The organism is Chryseobacterium sp. HR92 (assembly GCF_045689405.1).
Lineage (GTDB): Bacteria > Bacteroidota > Bacteroidia > Flavobacteriales > Weeksellaceae > Chryseobacterium > Chryseobacterium viscerum_A.
Genome location: NZ_CP139139.1, coordinates 2,053,206 through 2,071,901 on the forward strand (window position 1 = coordinate 2,053,206; position 18,696 = coordinate 2,071,901).

Sequence of the window (18,696 nt, forward strand, 5' to 3'; positions counted from 1 at the left end):
TAAAGTATAATTCTCTTAAAAAGCACCTGCAGGAAACCCAATCTATACTGCAGGTACAACATTAAAAGGTGTTTAAATGAAAATGTTAATTTATTTACTTTGTTAGAGATTTCTTTGATTTATAATGAGTTATTGATTGGGCTGTATTGTTTTAAAAGATGTCTGGAAAAGTACCTGCAGACATTATCAATCACCTACAGGTACACGGTACACTAATTATTACAACTATTTCTTGATTAGTTTCGTATTGTAAGTAGTCTTATCATCCTTTACAGTAATCACATACATTCCTTTTATCAGTGAAGCAACGTTGATTCTTTGTCCGTCCAGTTTTCCTTCCTGAACGAGTCTTCCGTCTGCACTGTAGATTTTGTAATCGGCTTTACCTTTAAGGTTTTTCACCTCTACAAATGTATCTGCCGGATTAGGATAGATTTCAAGATCGGATGATGACTGAACAGATTCCTTAACACCAAGTGCAGCACTGATCTTTACAGAGAAATCCCATACTGAGCCACTGGAGAAAACACCACCACCATTTACATTTACGAAAGGACTTGCACATGCATCAGCTGAAGCATTGAAAAAACCACTGGCTACTCTCATTCTTAATGTTTTATCACCATTGTAGGCATTAGCTGGAACCGCAAATGCAAAACTACCCACATGTCCATTATTGGCATTTGGTAATGCTCCATCAATCCCTATTCTTTCTGAGTTTTCAAACACTCCGTTTCTATTGTAATCAATCCATGCCTGTACCCAATCCTGAAATGCTCCTCCTGCGCGATTGGCATAAACAACGTAGTTCAAATTATACTGGGCACCCTGAGTAAGCTGAATCAGTTTTGTAGGATCTTCCGAATAATCTTTATAGGCGTGCTGGACGGTAGTACTGTTACCAGCTAAATTTACATTAGCCAAAGTTACTCTCAGGATTCCACTGAAATTTCCAGAATTAAGTGTATTTCCTCCTGTAGTCATCAGACAGTAGTCATATCCTGTACGTAATCCTTTTGTTTTAAAATTATAAACAGTTGAAAATGCTCCGGGAACATTATTGATCACCGATGCAACACGAACTTCATAAGAAGTTTCATCCTCAAGATTATTCAGCAATACTGAATTAATCGGACTGACAGCATTGGACCAGTTTGCTGTTCCTGTTTTCCTGTAATTTACAGAATAGGTTGCTCCCGGGACATGATTCCATGAAACGGTTGCTGAAGTTTTTAATATATCATTTTCAAAAGCCGCAAGTCCCGTTGGAGGATTATTTAAAGAAGCAGGAGCACTTCCTACGGTAATTGCCGGAGAAACAGCATAAAATATATTTCCTACAGCTGAAATTCTCAGCTTAATGTTTCCCTGTAGTGTGGCAGGCATCTGTATTTCAAAGCTGCCGTCATTAGGTGTGGAGGCTGCCAGTTCTGTCCATGCTGATCCATTATTTAGATCAGTTGTATATTCAATCTTTACATTGGCAACGTTATAAGGAGCCTGGTTTGTATTGGCAACATCCCAGGAAATGGTATTGGAAGCATTATTATACAGGGTAGAAGAAGTGCTTAGTCCTTTAAATTTGAAAGGCCCGTCATTTCCAACTGTAACTGTATTTTCAGCAGAAATAGTTAGTGGTCGGTTCGCATTATTATCACGTACAGATACAGCATAGTGTAATACTCTTGGGATATATGAAACCGTTTCCCAGGTGTCCTTATTGGTTAATTTACCACTCATTACAATAGGCAGACTCGGAAAATATCTTCTTCCGGTGGCTACTGCAGGATAAGAACGCGTAAGAGAGCCTTCAGGATTGAACCCCCAGCCGCTATCTCCTGAAATTGAGTTGGTAGAACCTACGCTGTCATATTGTTCCCAGTTATACGTCAACTGATCCCCGTTGGCATCAACAGCATTGGCATCCAGGTAATAAGCTGTTCCCTTGGGAATATTATAGGAAACAAGTGGTGTAATGGCTGGTGCATTATTGTTGGCAATATTTTGAGCTACGCCGCATCCAACTTTACTTTCAAGGTTCGTAAGGATTTGATTGATTGATGAATAATGGAAATAGGCATCACTGTTCATCTGAACATTATTGGCCGTGATTCCGGCATATCCCATAATTGTTGTACCTCCTCCAGGTTCTACATTGACATCTGAACCTTCCGTATTGGTAGAAAAGGTATGGTTGCCACCAAGCTGATGCCCCATTTCATGGGCTACATAATCAATATCAAATGTATCTCCCACAGGATTCTGGTTTTGTGTAAACGCAGAACCTTTACCCAACGGCTCCGCTGCGGTTGGATCGGTACATATACAGCCTATACAGCCTGCATTTCCATTTCCTCCGGCCGCATTAAAGACATGTCCGATATCATAATTGGCATCACCTACCTGAGCGGTTAAGGTTTGTTGCAGTTGCCCATTTAAATCATTGGTATAAGGATCGTTAGCGGCATTAGCGTAGATGATATTAGGAAGATTCTGTATAGTAAGATGAATAGCAAATTCTTTTTCAAAAACACCGTTTACACGGGTCATGGTATTATTCATTTGGGCAAGAGCACCTGCAACCCCTCCGAAAAGTGTTGTATATTCACCAGTTGCAGACAAAGCCAGTCTGTAGGTTCTGTACATTGATGCGGCGGGTCTTCCGGTAATATTGATTCCGGCCAGTTTGTTTTTTCCGGATTTTTTTAAAGATTTGATGTCTAATTCCTTTTTCCCTTCCATGCTGCAGCTAAAGCCATGTTCAGAATCTGTTCTTTCGGTTTTATAGAATACACCATAGGTCTTTTTATCCGTCGTAATAGGTTCTATAAACTGAAAGATACCGTCTTTGATGATCATAGACTGTATTTCTGTAGGGGATGTACTGAACCTTACATATTTGGAAGGATCATCAATCCCGACTCCTACATAAGATCCCAATCCATATTTTTCAGCCAGTGATTTTTCCATTACAGGATTGCTGTATACGGCAAATCTTTCTATGGTTCCCTCTGCTGTTGGCAGCTGGATAGTGACACCTTTTGCATTAGCTCCGGTTTCTTCAGCATTTTTTAATAACTGTATCAATGCATTAATATCAGTTTTGTAAGCAAACTTGATTTTAACCTCTCTTCTGATATCAGATGTTTTCTGTGAAGCGGGTTCCCATCTTTGGGCATTGGAAAGACAGAAGCCTGATATCAAAAATAATGATAATAGAGTTTTTCTCATTTTAAAAATTAGGTATTTAACAATGGTATTTGAAGATTGAATATAAAATTCGAGTATTCAAAAGTAATTGCTAATTTTGTAATTCAAACGATGTTTGTTTGCGGTTTTGTCACATAGAGTATGTAATACGTATGTGTTTTTCGGTAGTGCTGCATTGGTATAGTATTAATATTATATTTAGGTTTTATTAGGATTATGGTAAAAAGACTGACTGTTTTACTTTTTTTGATTTCTTCCTTTTTGTATTCACAGCGTACAGAGGTAGAAATGAAGAATGTTCTTTTTGATATAGATTATTCTACTGCTGGTCCTAAAGAAATAGAAAAAATTGACAGCTTTATTAGGGTATGTAGAAAAGAGTCCTATAATAATTGTGTTGCACTAGGGTATCTTAAGATTGCCAATATCTATGATAAGCTTAATGATACAAAAAAGTCTTTCTATTATATCAATAAAGTAGAGAATGAAAACCTCATCAATTCTAATACAGACTTTGAAGTTATATTTTATCTTCATTTACAGAAATCTTTTTTATACCAGAAATTAGGGGAGAGGGTTGCTTCTTTTAAGCAGTTGGATGAGATTTATGATGACGCAATGAAAACCAATAATGCTTATTTTATTTATTTAATTAACCGGCAGTATGCCAGTAAATATGATGAAGTCAATAAAAAAGACCTGGCATTAAAGTATAATAAAACAGCTTATAAATATTCGAAAATTTACAGAGAAAATAAAGGGAACCGTTACCGGATAGATAAAAACAGATTGAGTAACAGTTATAAAACCTCAGCCTACCTTGGCGGTATATATACAGATCTCAATCAATTGGACTCAGCAAAAATTTATATTGATGAAGCTATTCAGAATGAAAAAAAGATAGATGATATCGGGATAAAATATATTACCGCTTTCTATGCCGGAAGATATTTCAAAGCCGTTAAAAATATCTCGCAGGCTCAACATTATTTATGGATATGTAAAAATATTGCTAAGAATTACTATAAAAGCGAAAATTATCAAATAGCTGTAGCTGATGAACTTAAAGCTTTATACGAGAGTGTGGGGCAAAAAGACAGTATTGGTTATTATTCTAACTGGCTGCTGGATATAGAGTCTTCAAGCAGTGAACAATACCGGACTTTAAATGATACTGTAGATAAACAGAACGAATTGGAAATCACTAAAAGAAAAAAAGAAACAAAAAGTCTCTTCTTCATCTTATCAGTAAGTATTACCATATGTATTCTTTTTATTATTCTTTTCCTGTATTACTACAGAAAGCACAAAAGCAAAAATTTGGATAAGATTGATGTACCTCATCATTCACCCGTTCAGGAGAGTATTTTTAAGGAAGTTATACAGCTTGCCAAAGAAAATAATCCTGAATTTTTGACCCGTTTTAATGAATACTGTCCACGTTTTTCAGAAGAACTGCTTAAAGTTTCTCCTTTAAAAATATCAGAAATAAGATTTTGTGCTTACATATACCTGAATTTTTCTACCAAAGAAATTGCAGACTATACATTTACCTCAGTACGAACTGTACAGACCAGGAAATACAATCTGCGAAAAAAACTGAATATTCCCGGTGATATGGATATCTATGTTTGGTTTTCCAAATTATTGAAATAAAATTATCTATAAAAAAACAAAGGCTGTCTCATTCATGAAATAGCCTCTGTGCAAATGTGAAAAAGTATAATGTGTTTTGAACTTTCAAATTTTTTAAAAAACCTGCAGAAAAATAACACAAACCTGCAGGCTGAAGATATCCTAAATATTAAAAACTATTTTCTGATTCTGAAAAGCTGTTATTTTTTAATTGTTTTTGTAGTTCCGTCTGTCATTTTTAAAATAATCAGGTATAATCCTGCTTTTACATCATTCAGATACAATTGAGATTACGGTTTTTCAATTGTTTTAACCTGTTTTTTAATGTATCAGTAATAGAAAGTAATTGCTGCTGATGCAATATTTGTTTCCACAGTGATTTGATTAGTTCCAGAGCAATTATCATTCTGTGGTTTTACAAAGATTGCAATGAACAAAAACAAATAAGGGAGTAATTTTTTCATAGAATTTATGTGGTATATACTGAATTAAGATATTGTAAGTTCGTCATGTATTGTTGTTAATTTCTATTGTGGAGTTAAATCGTGAAATAATTTTCGGTCAAAAATAATTGTTAATTGTGTAATGTAAGTGGTCTTTAATTGTTGAATTTGTGTTTTGTGTATATGATACGTAGGTATTTTGTCTGTTATTGAATTGTTATAGTATTAATATTGCATGAAACTGTATGTAGTAATAATGATAAAAAATCTAAGTTTTCTACTTTTTTTAATTTCTTCACTTTTTTACGCGCAACAAACTGAAGAAGAGCTGAAGAATATTCTTTTTGATATTGAATTTTGTACCTCGGGCCCAAAAGAAATAGAGAAAATTGAAAATATTATCACGATTTGCCGAATGAATTCCTACCAGGATTGTATTGCATTAGGGTATCTTAAGATTGCCAATATTTACAATAAGAACAATGATATAAAAAAAGCATTTTATTATATCGAAAAAGTGGAGAAAGAAAATCTAATCAGTGAAGAAACAGATTTTGAAGTTGTTCTATATCTCAATCTTTTAAAATCCCTGCTTTATTATAATTTAGGGGAAAGGGTTGCTGCGTTACGGCAGATGGATGAAATTTATGAAAAGACTGTAGAGCAGAAAAATGCTTATTATACTTATCTGATCAATTGGCAGTATGCTGGCTTTTATAATGAAATGAATGAGAGTAAAAAAGCATTGAGAAAAATTAAAACTGCCTATACATATTCCAAGATATACAGAGAAAATAAAAATAGCCGATATAAAATACACAAGACCAAAATAGCATGGAGCTATATGACAACCCCTTATCTGGCTGCGGTATATGTTGATCTGGGAAAACTGGATTCAGCAAAAATATATGTGCAGGAATCCCTTACCGACCTTCAAAAAACAGATGATAAAGGGTTGTTGTATTTTACCTCGTTTCATGCAGCCAAATATTATAGGGCAATAAAAGACTTTGAAAATGTAAAGCATTATCTATGGATATGTAAAAAAATTGCTAACCATCATTTTAAGGATGAATATCATCAAAAATCAGTGATCAATGAGCTGAAGACACTGTATGAAGAATTAAAAGATAAAGATAGCACTGCTTTTTATGCGGATCAGTTATTGGATATTCAGGCTGCCGGAGAACAGCAGAACTATGATTTAAAAGATCATATTGATAAGAGAGATGATTTTGAAGTTAAAAATGAAAAAAAAATTACAGAAGAGCTTGTGATAATATTATTGGGGAGTATTGTAATATGTATTTTTTTCATATTTCTTTTTTTGTCTTACTATAGAAAATATAAAACCAGAAACCTGGATGAAATTAATGTATCTTATCAGTCGCCTGTACAGCAGTGTATTTTTGATGAGGTTATACAGCTTGCCAAAGAAAATAATTCTGAATTCTTAACCCGTTTCCATGAGTACTGTCCACGTTTTTCAGAAGAACTTCTTAAGATTTCTCCTTTAAAAATCTCGGAAATAAGATTCAGTGCCTACATTTATCTGAACTTTTCTACAAAAGATATTGCCGGATATACCCACACTTCAGTAAGAACAGTTCAGACCAAGAAATACAATCTGCGAAAAAAACTGAATATTCCTGGTGATATGGATATTTATGTATGGTTTTCCAAGCTATTGAAGTAAAGCAATAGGTTTCAAAATAAAAAGAGACTACTTCATTCACGAAATAGCCTCTGTTTTTAAATTAATATCCAGCTAATGCCAGTCATTAATTTTTTATGGTGGAAATATGGATGCATTTTTGTCCGTTGAAATCTGCAAGTTCAATGTTGGTGATCATATCATTGTAAACCCGGGTAGTAGTATCATTAAATTGATATCCTTCAATAAACACGGGTCTGTCTTTAGGAAGATTACTTTGTTCATTGAGCATTTCCAACGATAAACTATCAGGATAACCTTCATTTTTTTTAAACTTGATCTCTATTAAGCCGTTGTCAGCGAGATAATCAAACTTCTTTAAATGAGAAGGCAGATTGGCCTTGGTTTTATAAACGTTTACTTTTTCAATACCGCTTTTGTAAAGATCAAACATGCTGGCAGTTCCGATGGCATCATTGTAAACAGCAAACCGTACGTTGCTGTTTTTCTGGGCCCAAAGTAAACCTGAAGAAATAATGAGGAATATATATAATAACTTTTTCATAATAAAATAGATGTTTAAATTTCCAACGATTTACTGTAGAGGGTTGGGACTAATTCCTGTTTTTTACTACAACCCATCCCGTATATTTTATTGGAGTTTGTTTTGTATTGTTCTCATTCCAGCCCATATCAAACCAGTAGGTTCCGGTAGGTACTTTTTTGCCATCCATGGCTCCGTCCCATTTAAATCCGTTTAATTTACTTCCTACATGAAGCTTACTTCCATATCTGTCATAGATGCTGAACGTGAAATTATTTTTATTTGCCAAAGCAGAATAATCAAGGACGTCATTGATTCCATCACCGTTAGGAGTGATAATGTTGATCAGATTAGGAACCGTGATTTCTACCTGCAGAGGAACACATTTGTATGAATCCCTTACGTAGAAAGTATGGCTTCCACGAGATATATTGGTAAATATATTTTCATCCTGCCAGTTGATATTGTCCATCGAATACTGATAAGGTGCTGTTCCTGCAATTACGTTTAAAGTAACCGTATTATTGTTAATAGTAATATCCGAAATAACAGGATTTTCAGAAGCATACACCTTCACCGTTTGTCTTGTGGTACATTCTCTGGTTTTCAGATCTACCCAATAGGTTCCAACTCCTATATTTTTGATGGACTGGGTTGTCGCTCCCGTACTCCATTCATAAGAAGTAAAACCTGGCCCTGCATCTAATGTAGTGGTGTTTTCTATACAGATAATCTTATCCTTCAATACTTCTGAGTACAGAGGAGGAATAACTGTAAGAGTTATTTCTGCAATTCTGTAACATCCGTTGGCATTGCTTACCTTAACGTAAACCACACCAGTAGGGGCAATATAATTGGCTGGAGTCGGGATTTCGTTTGTTCCGTTGTGTGCATCAGTAGGAGACGGATAATACTGCTTAATAGTTCCAGGTTGCACATTAACTCCTGCTGATGTTAAATTAAATACCCCAAGTGCCGGATTAGAAGGCTGGAAGCATGATCTTAAGGCCGCATCTTTCACGATTGGGCTTTCAGAAACCGTTAATGTTAAAGTTACCTGTTCACAATCTGTAAAATCCGGGTTGTTTCCACAAAACTTATAAACAATAGTGTCAGTACCCAGATAACCGAAGTTTGGAACGTAATTAATCACTCCTGCTGTATCAATAGTAACAGTGCCATTTGCCGGAGGGGTAATAATAGTTACTGTACTTGGAACATAGGTTTGGGTAGAATTGGTAAATTCAGGTACTATAGTCTGGTATCCTTCACAAACAGTTATCGCTTTGGTAGACTCTTCAAGACAGGTGTAGACCTTATAAACCGGAGTAGTTGCCGGATTACAAGAGCTCACTGAAATTTTTACCGTATAATTCCCTGCAATCAGTGGGGTATAAGTATTGGCATTAGCTCCGGTAATAGGGTTTCCGTTAAGGAACCATTGGTAGGTATCATAACTGTCACTTACTTCCAGTACAATACCAGGAATACATTCTCCTGTCTTTTTGGAAATCAATGGTATAGAAGAGAAGCCAGCGAAGTATCCACCATATCCGGATGTACTGTATCCACCGTTAATACCCGCTGTTACAGCCTTATCAGAAACTACTGTTACATTTCCGGTGATAGATGGGATAGCATAGGTTACCCAGCCGCTATTCCCCGTCAAGGCGAAAGGTCCTTCTGCAGCAGTGGGAGTATTTCCGTTTACCGTTACATTGGCTCCGGTTTCCGTTAAAATATTCAGTTTTACAATGGCTCCGGTTGGAACAGTACTTGTTACCCCCGGTCCCGTTGGCATTTCATTGATCTTCCCGATTTCTTCAATTTTTCGGGGAAGAAAACAGTTTAATGGCGGGATATAATTGAAACCACAGGTTGCACTGCTGTTATTCACAGAAACCATCTGATATAAATAGACATTTTTTGAAGTCGTAATAAACATATTAAAATGCCCGGAATTTCCCTGCTGAACATAATTGCTCCCTGAAATTCTGTAAAATTCACCACTATTGATAGTCGCAATAGGAGTGTTAGAACCATTGATGAATATTTGGGTATTGTTTTCTGTTCCTACAACAATACCACCTTCCAAATCGGCATTGGTAGATCTGGTTCTAACCATGGCAAAAGTGCTTCCAAGTCTATCTGTAGGTACAGCCTGATCAAGAATTGCATCTGATCCCGTACTGGTGTTGCTTCCAAAATTTCCATTAACATTTCCGTTGGTAAGGGTAATAGGTTTATCAGCAACAATTTTAGCTCCAATAAAAGCTGATAGGTTTTGACCATTGAGTCCAGGACCTCCGGCAAAAATAAATGATTGCCCTTTGTTGAGAGTAATGGTTTGCGAATGGGTGGTTGGTGTTCCTCCAAAAAATGTTACATTTCCATTCCATGTAACGGTTACTACCGTATTGTTTTCTGTTGCCAATATCCCTGCCGTGAAGTTATACAAGGTAAGTGTTGCGGTAGTAGGAGTTCCGGCTACATAAAATTCTTTGCCAATCCCGGCCTTTCCTTTACTTGTTATAATTTCAGCGTGTGTAGTACTGCTTACCATTCTTAATGAACAGTAGAATGGCTTGGCACCTTGTACATATAAACCTTTATTAATAGTAGTAAATGCATCTGTTGTAACATTGGCGGCTATATTGCCAATAGGTACCACAAATGTCTGAGGAGCGCCCTTACTGATGGTTACATTACCAATCGGAACATTGTTGCTGTTAATGGTAACAACAAAAGGAGTTGCAGAATCGGTAGAAAGATATAATGCCTGCGTATAACTTACAGAGGCGTAATAAGGTGCAAACCAGTGATCTGTATCTCTTTGAGCACAGGTTGGGATGCCTAATAATAAGAATAATAGACTAAATATAAAGCTTTTCATGCATTGCTGAATTTTGATCTTAAAAATTACGAATTCTTTTTTAAAAATCAATTATGATTCTTTTATTAATTTTTTATGAACGGTTGTGTTTCCATCTTCGATCTCTATTATATATATACCGTTGATAAGGTTGCTCACATCAATAGCATTGTTCAGAATTATTCCTGTAGATATAAGTCTTCCAACAGCACTGTAGATTTTATATTTAGCTTTTGCACTTATATTTTTCACATACAATACCGAGCTTACCGGATTAGGATAAATATGAATGTCCGTTTGATTAAGAGAATTAGGAACCGTGGTTTTTGAGATTCGTACCGTGTAATCTTCCACTTCACCATCTTTGAAACTCATACAGTTTACAGGAATCCCGTCTTTCTGTAATGCGACTCTCATTACTACATATTTCTGGTCTGTCAGGCTTATAAAAGCATCCTGAGGAACAGAAAAAGTAGTACTTGCTGTTGGATTTCCATTAGGTCCGTCTGCGAGAATTCTTTCACTGATGTCAAATTCTCCATTCCTGTTGAAATCAATCCAGATGACAACACCAGCATTAGTACCGGTACTTAAAGTCTTATCAATTGTAATATGGTTACCCGTTGACCCTTGAATCAAATCAATAAACTTCAAAGGATTTCCTGTGAAATCTGAATAACTGGACGCAAGAGATTCATTGACCATTTCCTTATTGCCACTAGGCTTTACCGTAACTTTTGAAATGAATTCCGTTGTAGAGTTAGCTGCCGACATCGGGCAGTAGATTACAGTAGGAGTAGTGAAAAAATACAGTTTTGTGAAATTTCCGGGCATTCCGTTACAGATATTGGAAACCTGCATTTCATATTTTGTAAGCTCCAGTAAACCGGTGATGGTGTAGGTATTGGTAGATACCACAACATCAGTCCAGCTTGGGATTCCGACTTTTCTGTATTTCAATAGATAAGTAGCTCCCGGAAAAGAATCCCACAGGACCTCAGCGGTCGTTGGGGTGATTTGAGTAATGGTAAGTCCGGGAGGAGGGATTTCACAAATTCTTTCTGTGGTAAATGTTTTTGGATTAGACCACGGATTGGCAGCTGTTTCTCCGATACAGATATTGGCAACCTGTACTTCATAAGTTTTGAATGAATCAAGGTTTTGAATCGTATATGAATTTGCCGGCGGTTGAGGAACCGTTGGTGTATTCCATGGAATACTGCCTACCTCTCTCCATCTTAAAATATAGGAAGCACTCGGAACCACAGGATTCCAGGTGATCACTGCTGAAGTGGATGTTACATTGCTTATTGTCACAAACGGCGGGGTAGGATCACATCGTGTTGTAAATGTTTTTATAGGAGTATACGTTCCGATTCCTGTACCTCCGCAAACAGCTGCAATTCTTACTTCATAAACTGTAGCTGGTGTTAAAGCATTGATCGTTATAGGTGGATTTCCCCCTAAAACAGAAAGATTTAAAGTTGTCCAGGCAGAAGCCGGAATCGTAACAGGTCTGTATTCCAGGATAAAAGCATTGTTGTTAGTAGCTGAAGTCCAGTTTATATTCACTGAATTATGTGTAACATTGGTGAATACGGGATTCCCGGGTGTCATATTACTGCAGGGTCTTAACTTTACAGCATAATCTTCCACTTCGCCATTAGCTGCATCAGAACACATTACCGGAGCACTGGTTCTTTTCATAACAACTCTCATGGTGGTAGTTAACGGACCTATATAAACTCCTGTTGTAGGAACATCAAAAGTTGCTGTTATGGGAGTAGTTGTGCTGGCAGCAGAAGTCATTACTTTTTCAGCATCAGTGAAAACCCCATCTCTGTCCCAGTCAATCCATGCATTGATGGCATCAGCGTACTGAGTGCCAACCCATTCTTTGGAAACCGATAATTGATTTCCCTGAGAACCAATTTCAAGATTGATAAGAGTTGCTGGTGTAGTATAACTGATATAATTGGTTTGAACCGAAGTATTATCCATTATCGGAAAGTTGACAGGAGTAACTTTCACATTAGAAATAAAATCATTGGTGCCTGTTCCGGTCATGCTGCAATACGTTAACGGTGGAGTAGTAAAACTTATACTTGGAGAGAAAGCTCCCTGCGTACCATTACAGATTGTTGAAATTTGTACCTGGTAAGCCGTCTGCTCAGTAAGTCCGTTAATCGTATAAAAACTTTGTCCTGCCGGAAGAGTCTGTCCTGCCGGATTTGGAAGCCATGCTCCCGTGGTTCCCTGTCTCCATCTGATAACATAAGTTGCATTAGACGTAGGAATCCATGATACATATGCAGAATTATGGGTAAGATTATTGACTGCAATATTGGTAGGAGGGGCGGTGGTACAAGGCTGAAGATCGATAAATTTCACATAATAATCTTCAACTTCTCCATTACTAGTTAGCGATGCACAGGCATTGGCCGGAGTTAAAGAATACACAATAACACGCATTTTTACTTTACTCGTGCCTGTATAAGCATTAGCAGGAACTGAAAAAACTGCAGTAACAGGAGTAGTGCTGGAATATCCAAGATTCATAATCCTTTCCCCGCCAGGAGTTGTAGACGGATTATTATCAAAAATACCGTCGCCGTTAAAATCTATCCATGCATTGGTAGAATAGGTTCCTGATATAATAGATCTTCCTACAGATAATGTATTATTGGTTGAGTTTCTAAGAAGAGTAACCGTTTTTGTAGGATCAGAAGAATAATCCGTATAAGTTGTTGGTCCTGAATTATTACTGGTTAAAGGAACATTGGTGCCAATCATGGTAACATTGTTGATGTAACCATTTGTAACCGTTGCCGTTCCAGAATTACAATAAGTCAATGCAGGTGTTGTAAAATTGACCGGTGTAGAAAATGCTCCCTGTGTTCCGCAAATTGTTGCAACTTCTACTTCATATGGAGTCTGCTCAGTAAGAGAAGTAAGAGTTACGCTATTGGTAAAAGGAGTTGTGATATTGATGGTTTGCCAGGTAAGCGAAGGCGGTATTCTGTATCTTACAACATAAGTAGCATTCGCTGTTGCTGTCCAGGTAACATTTGCTGAAGTTGCCGTAATATTATTCACTGTAATATTGGCAGGTGATGTATTGGTACAACTTGGTAATGTTGTTCCTGTTAGCTGTACTCTCGGAAGGACTGCGTATCGGCTTGTAGCAGTAGGAGGGTTCGCGGGATCCGGATTCGTGGTGGTATTATAATAAATCATACCACGGTTGTTTCCGGCAGAATAGCTTCCCCAGTTTGCGGTACATGATGTACCTGTAGAATTTTCGTCAACACCTATTACTACATTGCTTACTCCATCCCACAAGAACGGAGTGCTTAAAGGAATTTCTATCCAGGCACCTGCAGTCATTGCCGGTAAAGTACCAGAGTATACCTGCGTCAAAGAAGAAGAAGGTATCCAGCTTGTTGTAGTTGCAAAATCTGTCTGTGCCGTATTTCCCATATAGACTACCCATTGATTATAATTAGCCTGAGTAGCTGCAGTTGTGGAAACAAAGAACCTGATCGCTGTTATATAATTATTCGTTCCAACGGCTGCTCCAACTTCTGAAGCCATATAAATCTGCTGAGAATAATTAAATCCTGAACACGAATAAACGGGTAAAAAGGCATGAGTTGCCGTACCTCCTCCAATCTGTCCGGGTGTAAAAGAATTACCTTCCACCCATGGCGATTTGTCTGTAGCTGAACAAACAGATCTTACCCACCAGTAATAAGCCGCTCCGGAAGTAAGTGAACTGATATTAGCACTTGTTCCCGGATTCGGAGTGCCGATAGTTGCTGCTGTAGGTGGAGTATTGTTTGTACTGTAATAATATTCATAGCCATTGGCGGGAGCCGGAGCTGGAGAAAGTGGAGCGGTCCAGTTAAGTGTAGCTGAGGTAGGTGCAATATTGGTTGCAGGGGAAGTAGTAGGTTCAAAACATGTTGGGGCCTGCATTACCTGAACTTCATCCAGTAAGACATCATCATAGAAATTAGCATTTCCCGCTACATCTTTATCAACGGTAAATCTAAGTTGGATCGTAGCTCCTGCATAGCTCGCTGCCAGAGCTACACCTACTGTTCTCCATTCTGGGGAATTGGTGTCGCTGGACCAGATCTGTACCCATCCGGAACCATTATTGACAGCGAGTTTCAGCTCATTGTTGTCGGCATTGGGTACTGTGCCGTTAAGTGCTGTTAAATGGTCTTTAAACCATTCAAATTTGACATAAGGATTCGTTAATCCCGCCAGGTTTATCTGTGGACTTATAAGTTCCACAGTATGCTCACCGGTATAGGGTGTAGATGCGTCAACCCAGGCAAAAGTTCCTGCAGGTTTCCCTCCGTTTCCGGTGGCTCCATATCCGGCTGATCCTGAAAATTTCCACTTAACGTTAGCATTCGTAGAGGTTGAAGTGGGATTCTGGCTGGTCCAGCATGCAGGAAGCGCCCCGGTACTGAATGACTGTAAAAATGGAACGGGAACGGGACCACAGGCCTGCCCCTGGACTTTGAATGTAAAAGTCAATAAAAATAAGACTATGGGTAGAATTTTTCTCATATAGTTTCGTTTTAGTTAGAGTCAGTCTGTTATTTAATTCGCTTAAGGATTCTTTTGAGAAGATACAAGGAGCACTTCTATAGAATTTGATGCAGAAATTCCTGAAAAACTCCTGTATTTTTATCCACAGAGACGATAAGTTGGTTAAAATAGATCACTGTATTTCCTTATCACTTCTTTTATAAAAAGTGATTAATAATAAATAGGAAAAATAGTAGGATAGTAAGTAGGTGGGAATGGTTTCAGAGGCCGTTCAGTGCCGTTTTGATATCTTCAGATATAAAAACGTTCACTTGGGTACTCATGAGTTGTAATAGTTTTTAATGGATTGGTTTTTCTTTCATTATTACATGAAATTTTTATGATTAATTTTTATTTTATGGTTAGGGTAAAAATAATTGAATAAAAATATAAAGTGACTATACTTTCGTATAGTTTTAAATCAAAGTTTAATGAGTTAAGTGGAAATGTATTTTTTCTAAAGTGCTTTCAGAAAAGAGAATCCCTTTGTTTTCTTTTAAGAATAAAGTTTTATCCCAAAGCTTGTTTTTGATTTTTTGCTCTTAATCCGGTTTCTATACGTATGTAACACAGAAAAAAAACATCCGTAATATGGAAAATGTAGTAAAATGGTAAATTTTAGATTTTTTTGTTATCAAAGTAAATGTTTCATAGATTTAGATTTAATTATAATTAATTTTTGATAGATTTTTTTTATTTAAATTAATTATGAATATGTTTGCAAAAAGTAAATCTTATAAAAAATAGTTTTTCACCCCTATTATATATTAAAAATATGAGTGATAAAATAAATTCATTGTATCCCAGGAAAGGATCCGGGGTATCAGTTTTTGAAGAAAAAAGTAGAAACAAATACTTTAATGTGCTCAAAGCAGTATCAGGAACCAGTTTGGGGAGTGTTTACATTGCAGATCTTAAAACCAGAAAATTAGAGTTTATTTCAGAAAACCCTCTTCTTTTTTCAGGTTTGCGGTCTGCTGAAATTGAAAAAATGGGGTATAATTTTTTTCGTAAACACACCAAGAAGGAAGATCTGGAAATATTAAAAAAAGTGAGCATTTATGGACTTAAATTCTTTGATTGTCTTTCACCGGAAGAGAAAAAAGTACACACCATTACCTATGATTTCCATCTTAAATATACCAATAGCATAGATGTGCTTGTTAATCATAGGATTACACCTATAGAGCTTGATGATGATGGAGAAATCTCTAAAATTGTTTGTGTAGTGTCCTATTCACTTAATCGGACTGCAGGAAATATCCGGATCATATCCAATACCGCAGAAAGCTATTGGAAATATAATCTCTTTACGGGAAAATGGACGGAAGAATGTAAAATTACCTTAAAAATAAGGGAAATTGAAATTATAAGACTCTATCTTCAGGGATTAAAAATAGAAGAAATTGCAGAGCAATTGTTTGTGTCACCCAGTACCATAAAGTTTCACAGGAGCAAATTGTTTGAAAGAATTGGTGTAAAAAATATTATCGAAGCAATATCCTACGTAATAACAAATAATTTGATTTAAACTTTATTTTTTCTAAATGTATTTCAGACCGAAAGTGCTGAAAAACAAATATCTTTTCCGGGTATTTTACAGTTTTTAAATACTAAGAACTGTTTGCTCTTTATGCATATGTTTTTGAGAATTATCCCTCTATATTTTTACAGAGGGATAATTCCCGGAAACAGCTTAATTAAGCTGATAATTTGTGATCACTAAACTCAGGATGAAATGAACATAATTTTCTTCTACCTCTTTTCTGTTGATCAATTTGTTTTTATACTCATAAGAATTCAGATCTCTGGATAATTTCTGATATGTTTCAAAATCATCACCCTTAATCTTTACTCTTATATTACCATCTCTTCTGTTGATAATTACATCATCCAAAGTTCTTACTTTAAATAAAACTTCACATAATGTAGGACGAGCCTTCATTGACCCGATATATCTTTCAACTATATTAATCTTGAACGAATCAAATTTGATGGTATTAAAAACGATTTTAGAATTAGGTTCCTGAGTGTTGAGTTCAAGTTTATAGTTCATTACTTTATAAATTTTGGCAAATATAAGTTTAATTATGCCAAAAAACAGACTGTTTTAATAGATCATTACCATAATAATGATTGAATTTTATTCTATAAAAAGAAAAACATGTGAAAATGTGAATATTAGTAGCTTATAAATGAGGGGAAAACGGAAGTATTACAATTTTTTTTCTTCCTTTATTTTTTTCCTTATAGGCATTTACGTAATTTTATTCTCTGTAATTAAATTCATATTAATACCAATATAATGGAAAGATATAGTTATGGAATAGTTGGCCTTGGAGTGATGGGGCGGAATCTTCTTTATAATATCGCTGACAACGGGTTTTCAATCGCAGGATTTGACCTTGATCAGGAGAAAGTAAAAGAATTAGAGAATGGTGCTGCTTCAGAAATGAAAGTAAAAGGTACAGGCTCTTTAGAAGATTTTGTATCTGCATTAGAAGTCCCAAGGAAAATTATTCTTATGGTTCCTGCAGGAAAACCTGTAGATGCAGTGCTGGAAAACATTACCCCGCTTTTGAATGAAGGTGATATCGTAATTGATGCAGGGAATTCTTATTTTGAAGATACCAACAGACGTGTTGCTGATCTGGCATCTAAAAAACTGCATTTTATGGGAATGGGAGTGTCTGGTGGAGAAAAAGGAGCCAGAAGAGGTCCAAGTATAATGCCCGGAGGTGATCTGGAAGCTTTCAAACTTCTTAAGCCAATGCTTGAAGCTATTGCTGCAAAAGTAGATAACGAAGCATGTACAGCATATATGGGGAAAGGATCTGCCGGGAACTACGTAAAAATGGTACACAACGGTATTGAATATGCTATTATGCAGCTTATCAGTGAAGCTTATGATCTCCTTAAAAGAGGGGCTGGTTTGAATAACGAACAGCTGTATGAGATTTTCAGAGACTGGAATAATGGAGAAATGAATTCATTCCTTATTGAGATTACCAGAGATATTTTTACTCAGAAAGATTCATTTACAGAAAATTATCTTGTTGATCAGATTTTAGATAAAGCAGGAGCAAAAGGAACCGGAAAATGGACTTCTGAACAGGCCATGGAAATCGGAGTTTCTATTCCTACCATTGATATTGCGGTAACTTCAAGAATTTTATCCGCCTATAAAGAAGAGAGAGTTCAGGCTTCCAAGATATATGGTGAAAAAGAAATCACAAAGCCGGAAAACACAGAATTGTTTATTCAGGAAGTAGGAGATGCCCTTTTTCTTTCGACGCTAATAAGCTATGCACAAGGCTTGTCTTTACTGGTAAAAGCATCTGCGGAATACGGTTTTGAAATTCCACTGAAAGATGTTGTGAAAATCTGGAGAGGAGGATGTATCATTCGTTCCGTATTGCTGGAGAAATTCTATTCGGCTTACACTCAAAACCCTGATCTTTCTAATATTCTGCTTGATCATGATATTTCCAAATTGGTAAAATCAAAAATAAAATCTTTAAGAAAAACTGCCGGATATGCTGCTGCAAACGGTATTTCAAGTTTGGGAATTCAGACTGCTTTGGGATATTTTGATGCCTACACTACAGAATCTCTTCCTGTGAATCTGATCCAGGCTCAACGTGATTATTTCGGCGCTCATACTTATCAGCGTACTGACAGGGAAGGAGTGTTCCATACCTCTTGGCAAACAGCAAACAATTAAAACTCGGAA

Annotated in this window: 9 protein-coding genes; 4 read left to right on the top strand and 5 right to left on the bottom strand. The window is 36.4% G+C overall.

Annotated features, from left to right (window positions below; genetic code table 11):
- Positions 1-225 precede the first annotated feature (225 nt).
- Positions 226-3,231, bottom strand: coding sequence for a reprolysin-like metallopeptidase (locus tag SFA27_RS09185; RefSeq protein ID WP_407297823.1), 3,006 nt, complete (start codon positions 3,229-3,231; stop codon positions 226-228).
- 267 nt (positions 3,232-3,498) lie between these two features.
- On the opposite strand from SFA27_RS09185, the gene SFA27_RS09190 reads away from it, so the two are divergent.
- Positions 3,499-4,866: a helix-turn-helix transcriptional regulator gene (locus tag SFA27_RS09190; RefSeq protein ID WP_407297825.1), complete on the top strand. Its 1,368-nt coding sequence runs from the start codon at positions 3,499-3,501 to the stop codon at positions 4,864-4,866.
- Positions 4,867-5,703: 837 nt separating this feature from the next.
- Positions 5,704-6,984, top strand: coding sequence for a helix-turn-helix transcriptional regulator (locus SFA27_RS09195; RefSeq protein ID WP_407297828.1), 1,281 nt, complete (start codon positions 5,704-5,706; stop codon positions 6,982-6,984).
- An 85-nt stretch (positions 6,985-7,069) separates the two neighbouring features.
- Here SFA27_RS09195 and SFA27_RS09200 read toward each other — a convergent pair whose 3' ends face one another.
- From SFA27_RS09200 to SFA27_RS09210, 3 genes are read right to left on the bottom strand one after another with little or no spacing between them, the layout of a single operon-like run.
- The gene (locus SFA27_RS09200) at positions 7,070-7,507 is read right to left on the bottom strand and encodes a hypothetical protein (RefSeq protein ID WP_047377506.1); all 438 of its coding nucleotides are present in this window, start codon (positions 7,505-7,507) and stop codon (positions 7,070-7,072) included.
- 49 nt (positions 7,508-7,556) lie between these two features.
- Complete coding sequence (locus SFA27_RS09205; RefSeq protein WP_407297830.1) at positions 7,557-10,379, bottom strand: T9SS type B sorting domain-containing protein; 2,823 nt, start codon at positions 10,377-10,379, stop codon at positions 7,557-7,559.
- A 51-nt stretch (positions 10,380-10,430) separates the two neighbouring features.
- Positions 10,431-14,942: a fibronectin type III domain-containing protein gene (locus SFA27_RS09210; protein WP_407297832.1), complete on the bottom strand. Its 4,512-nt coding sequence runs from the start codon at positions 14,940-14,942 to the stop codon at positions 10,431-10,433.
- 796 nt (positions 14,943-15,738) lie between these two features.
- On the opposite strand from SFA27_RS09210, the gene SFA27_RS09215 reads away from it, so the two are divergent.
- Positions 15,739-16,494, top strand: coding sequence for a response regulator transcription factor (locus SFA27_RS09215; protein ID WP_407297834.1), 756 nt, complete (start codon positions 15,739-15,741; stop codon positions 16,492-16,494).
- Between the two features lie 165 nt (positions 16,495-16,659).
- Here the strand turns inward: SFA27_RS09215 and SFA27_RS09220 are convergent, their stop codons facing one another.
- Complete coding sequence (locus SFA27_RS09220; protein ID WP_047377503.1) at positions 16,660-17,019, bottom strand: hypothetical protein; 360 nt, start codon at positions 17,017-17,019, stop codon at positions 16,660-16,662.
- A 249-nt stretch (positions 17,020-17,268) separates the two neighbouring features.
- Between SFA27_RS09220 and gndA the strand changes: the two genes are divergently transcribed.
- Positions 17,269-18,687, top strand: a complete 1,419-nt coding sequence (gene gndA / locus SFA27_RS09225) for an NADP-dependent phosphogluconate dehydrogenase (protein ID WP_407297836.1) — start codon at positions 17,269-17,271, stop codon at positions 18,685-18,687.
- Positions 18,688-18,696 lie beyond the last annotated feature (9 nt).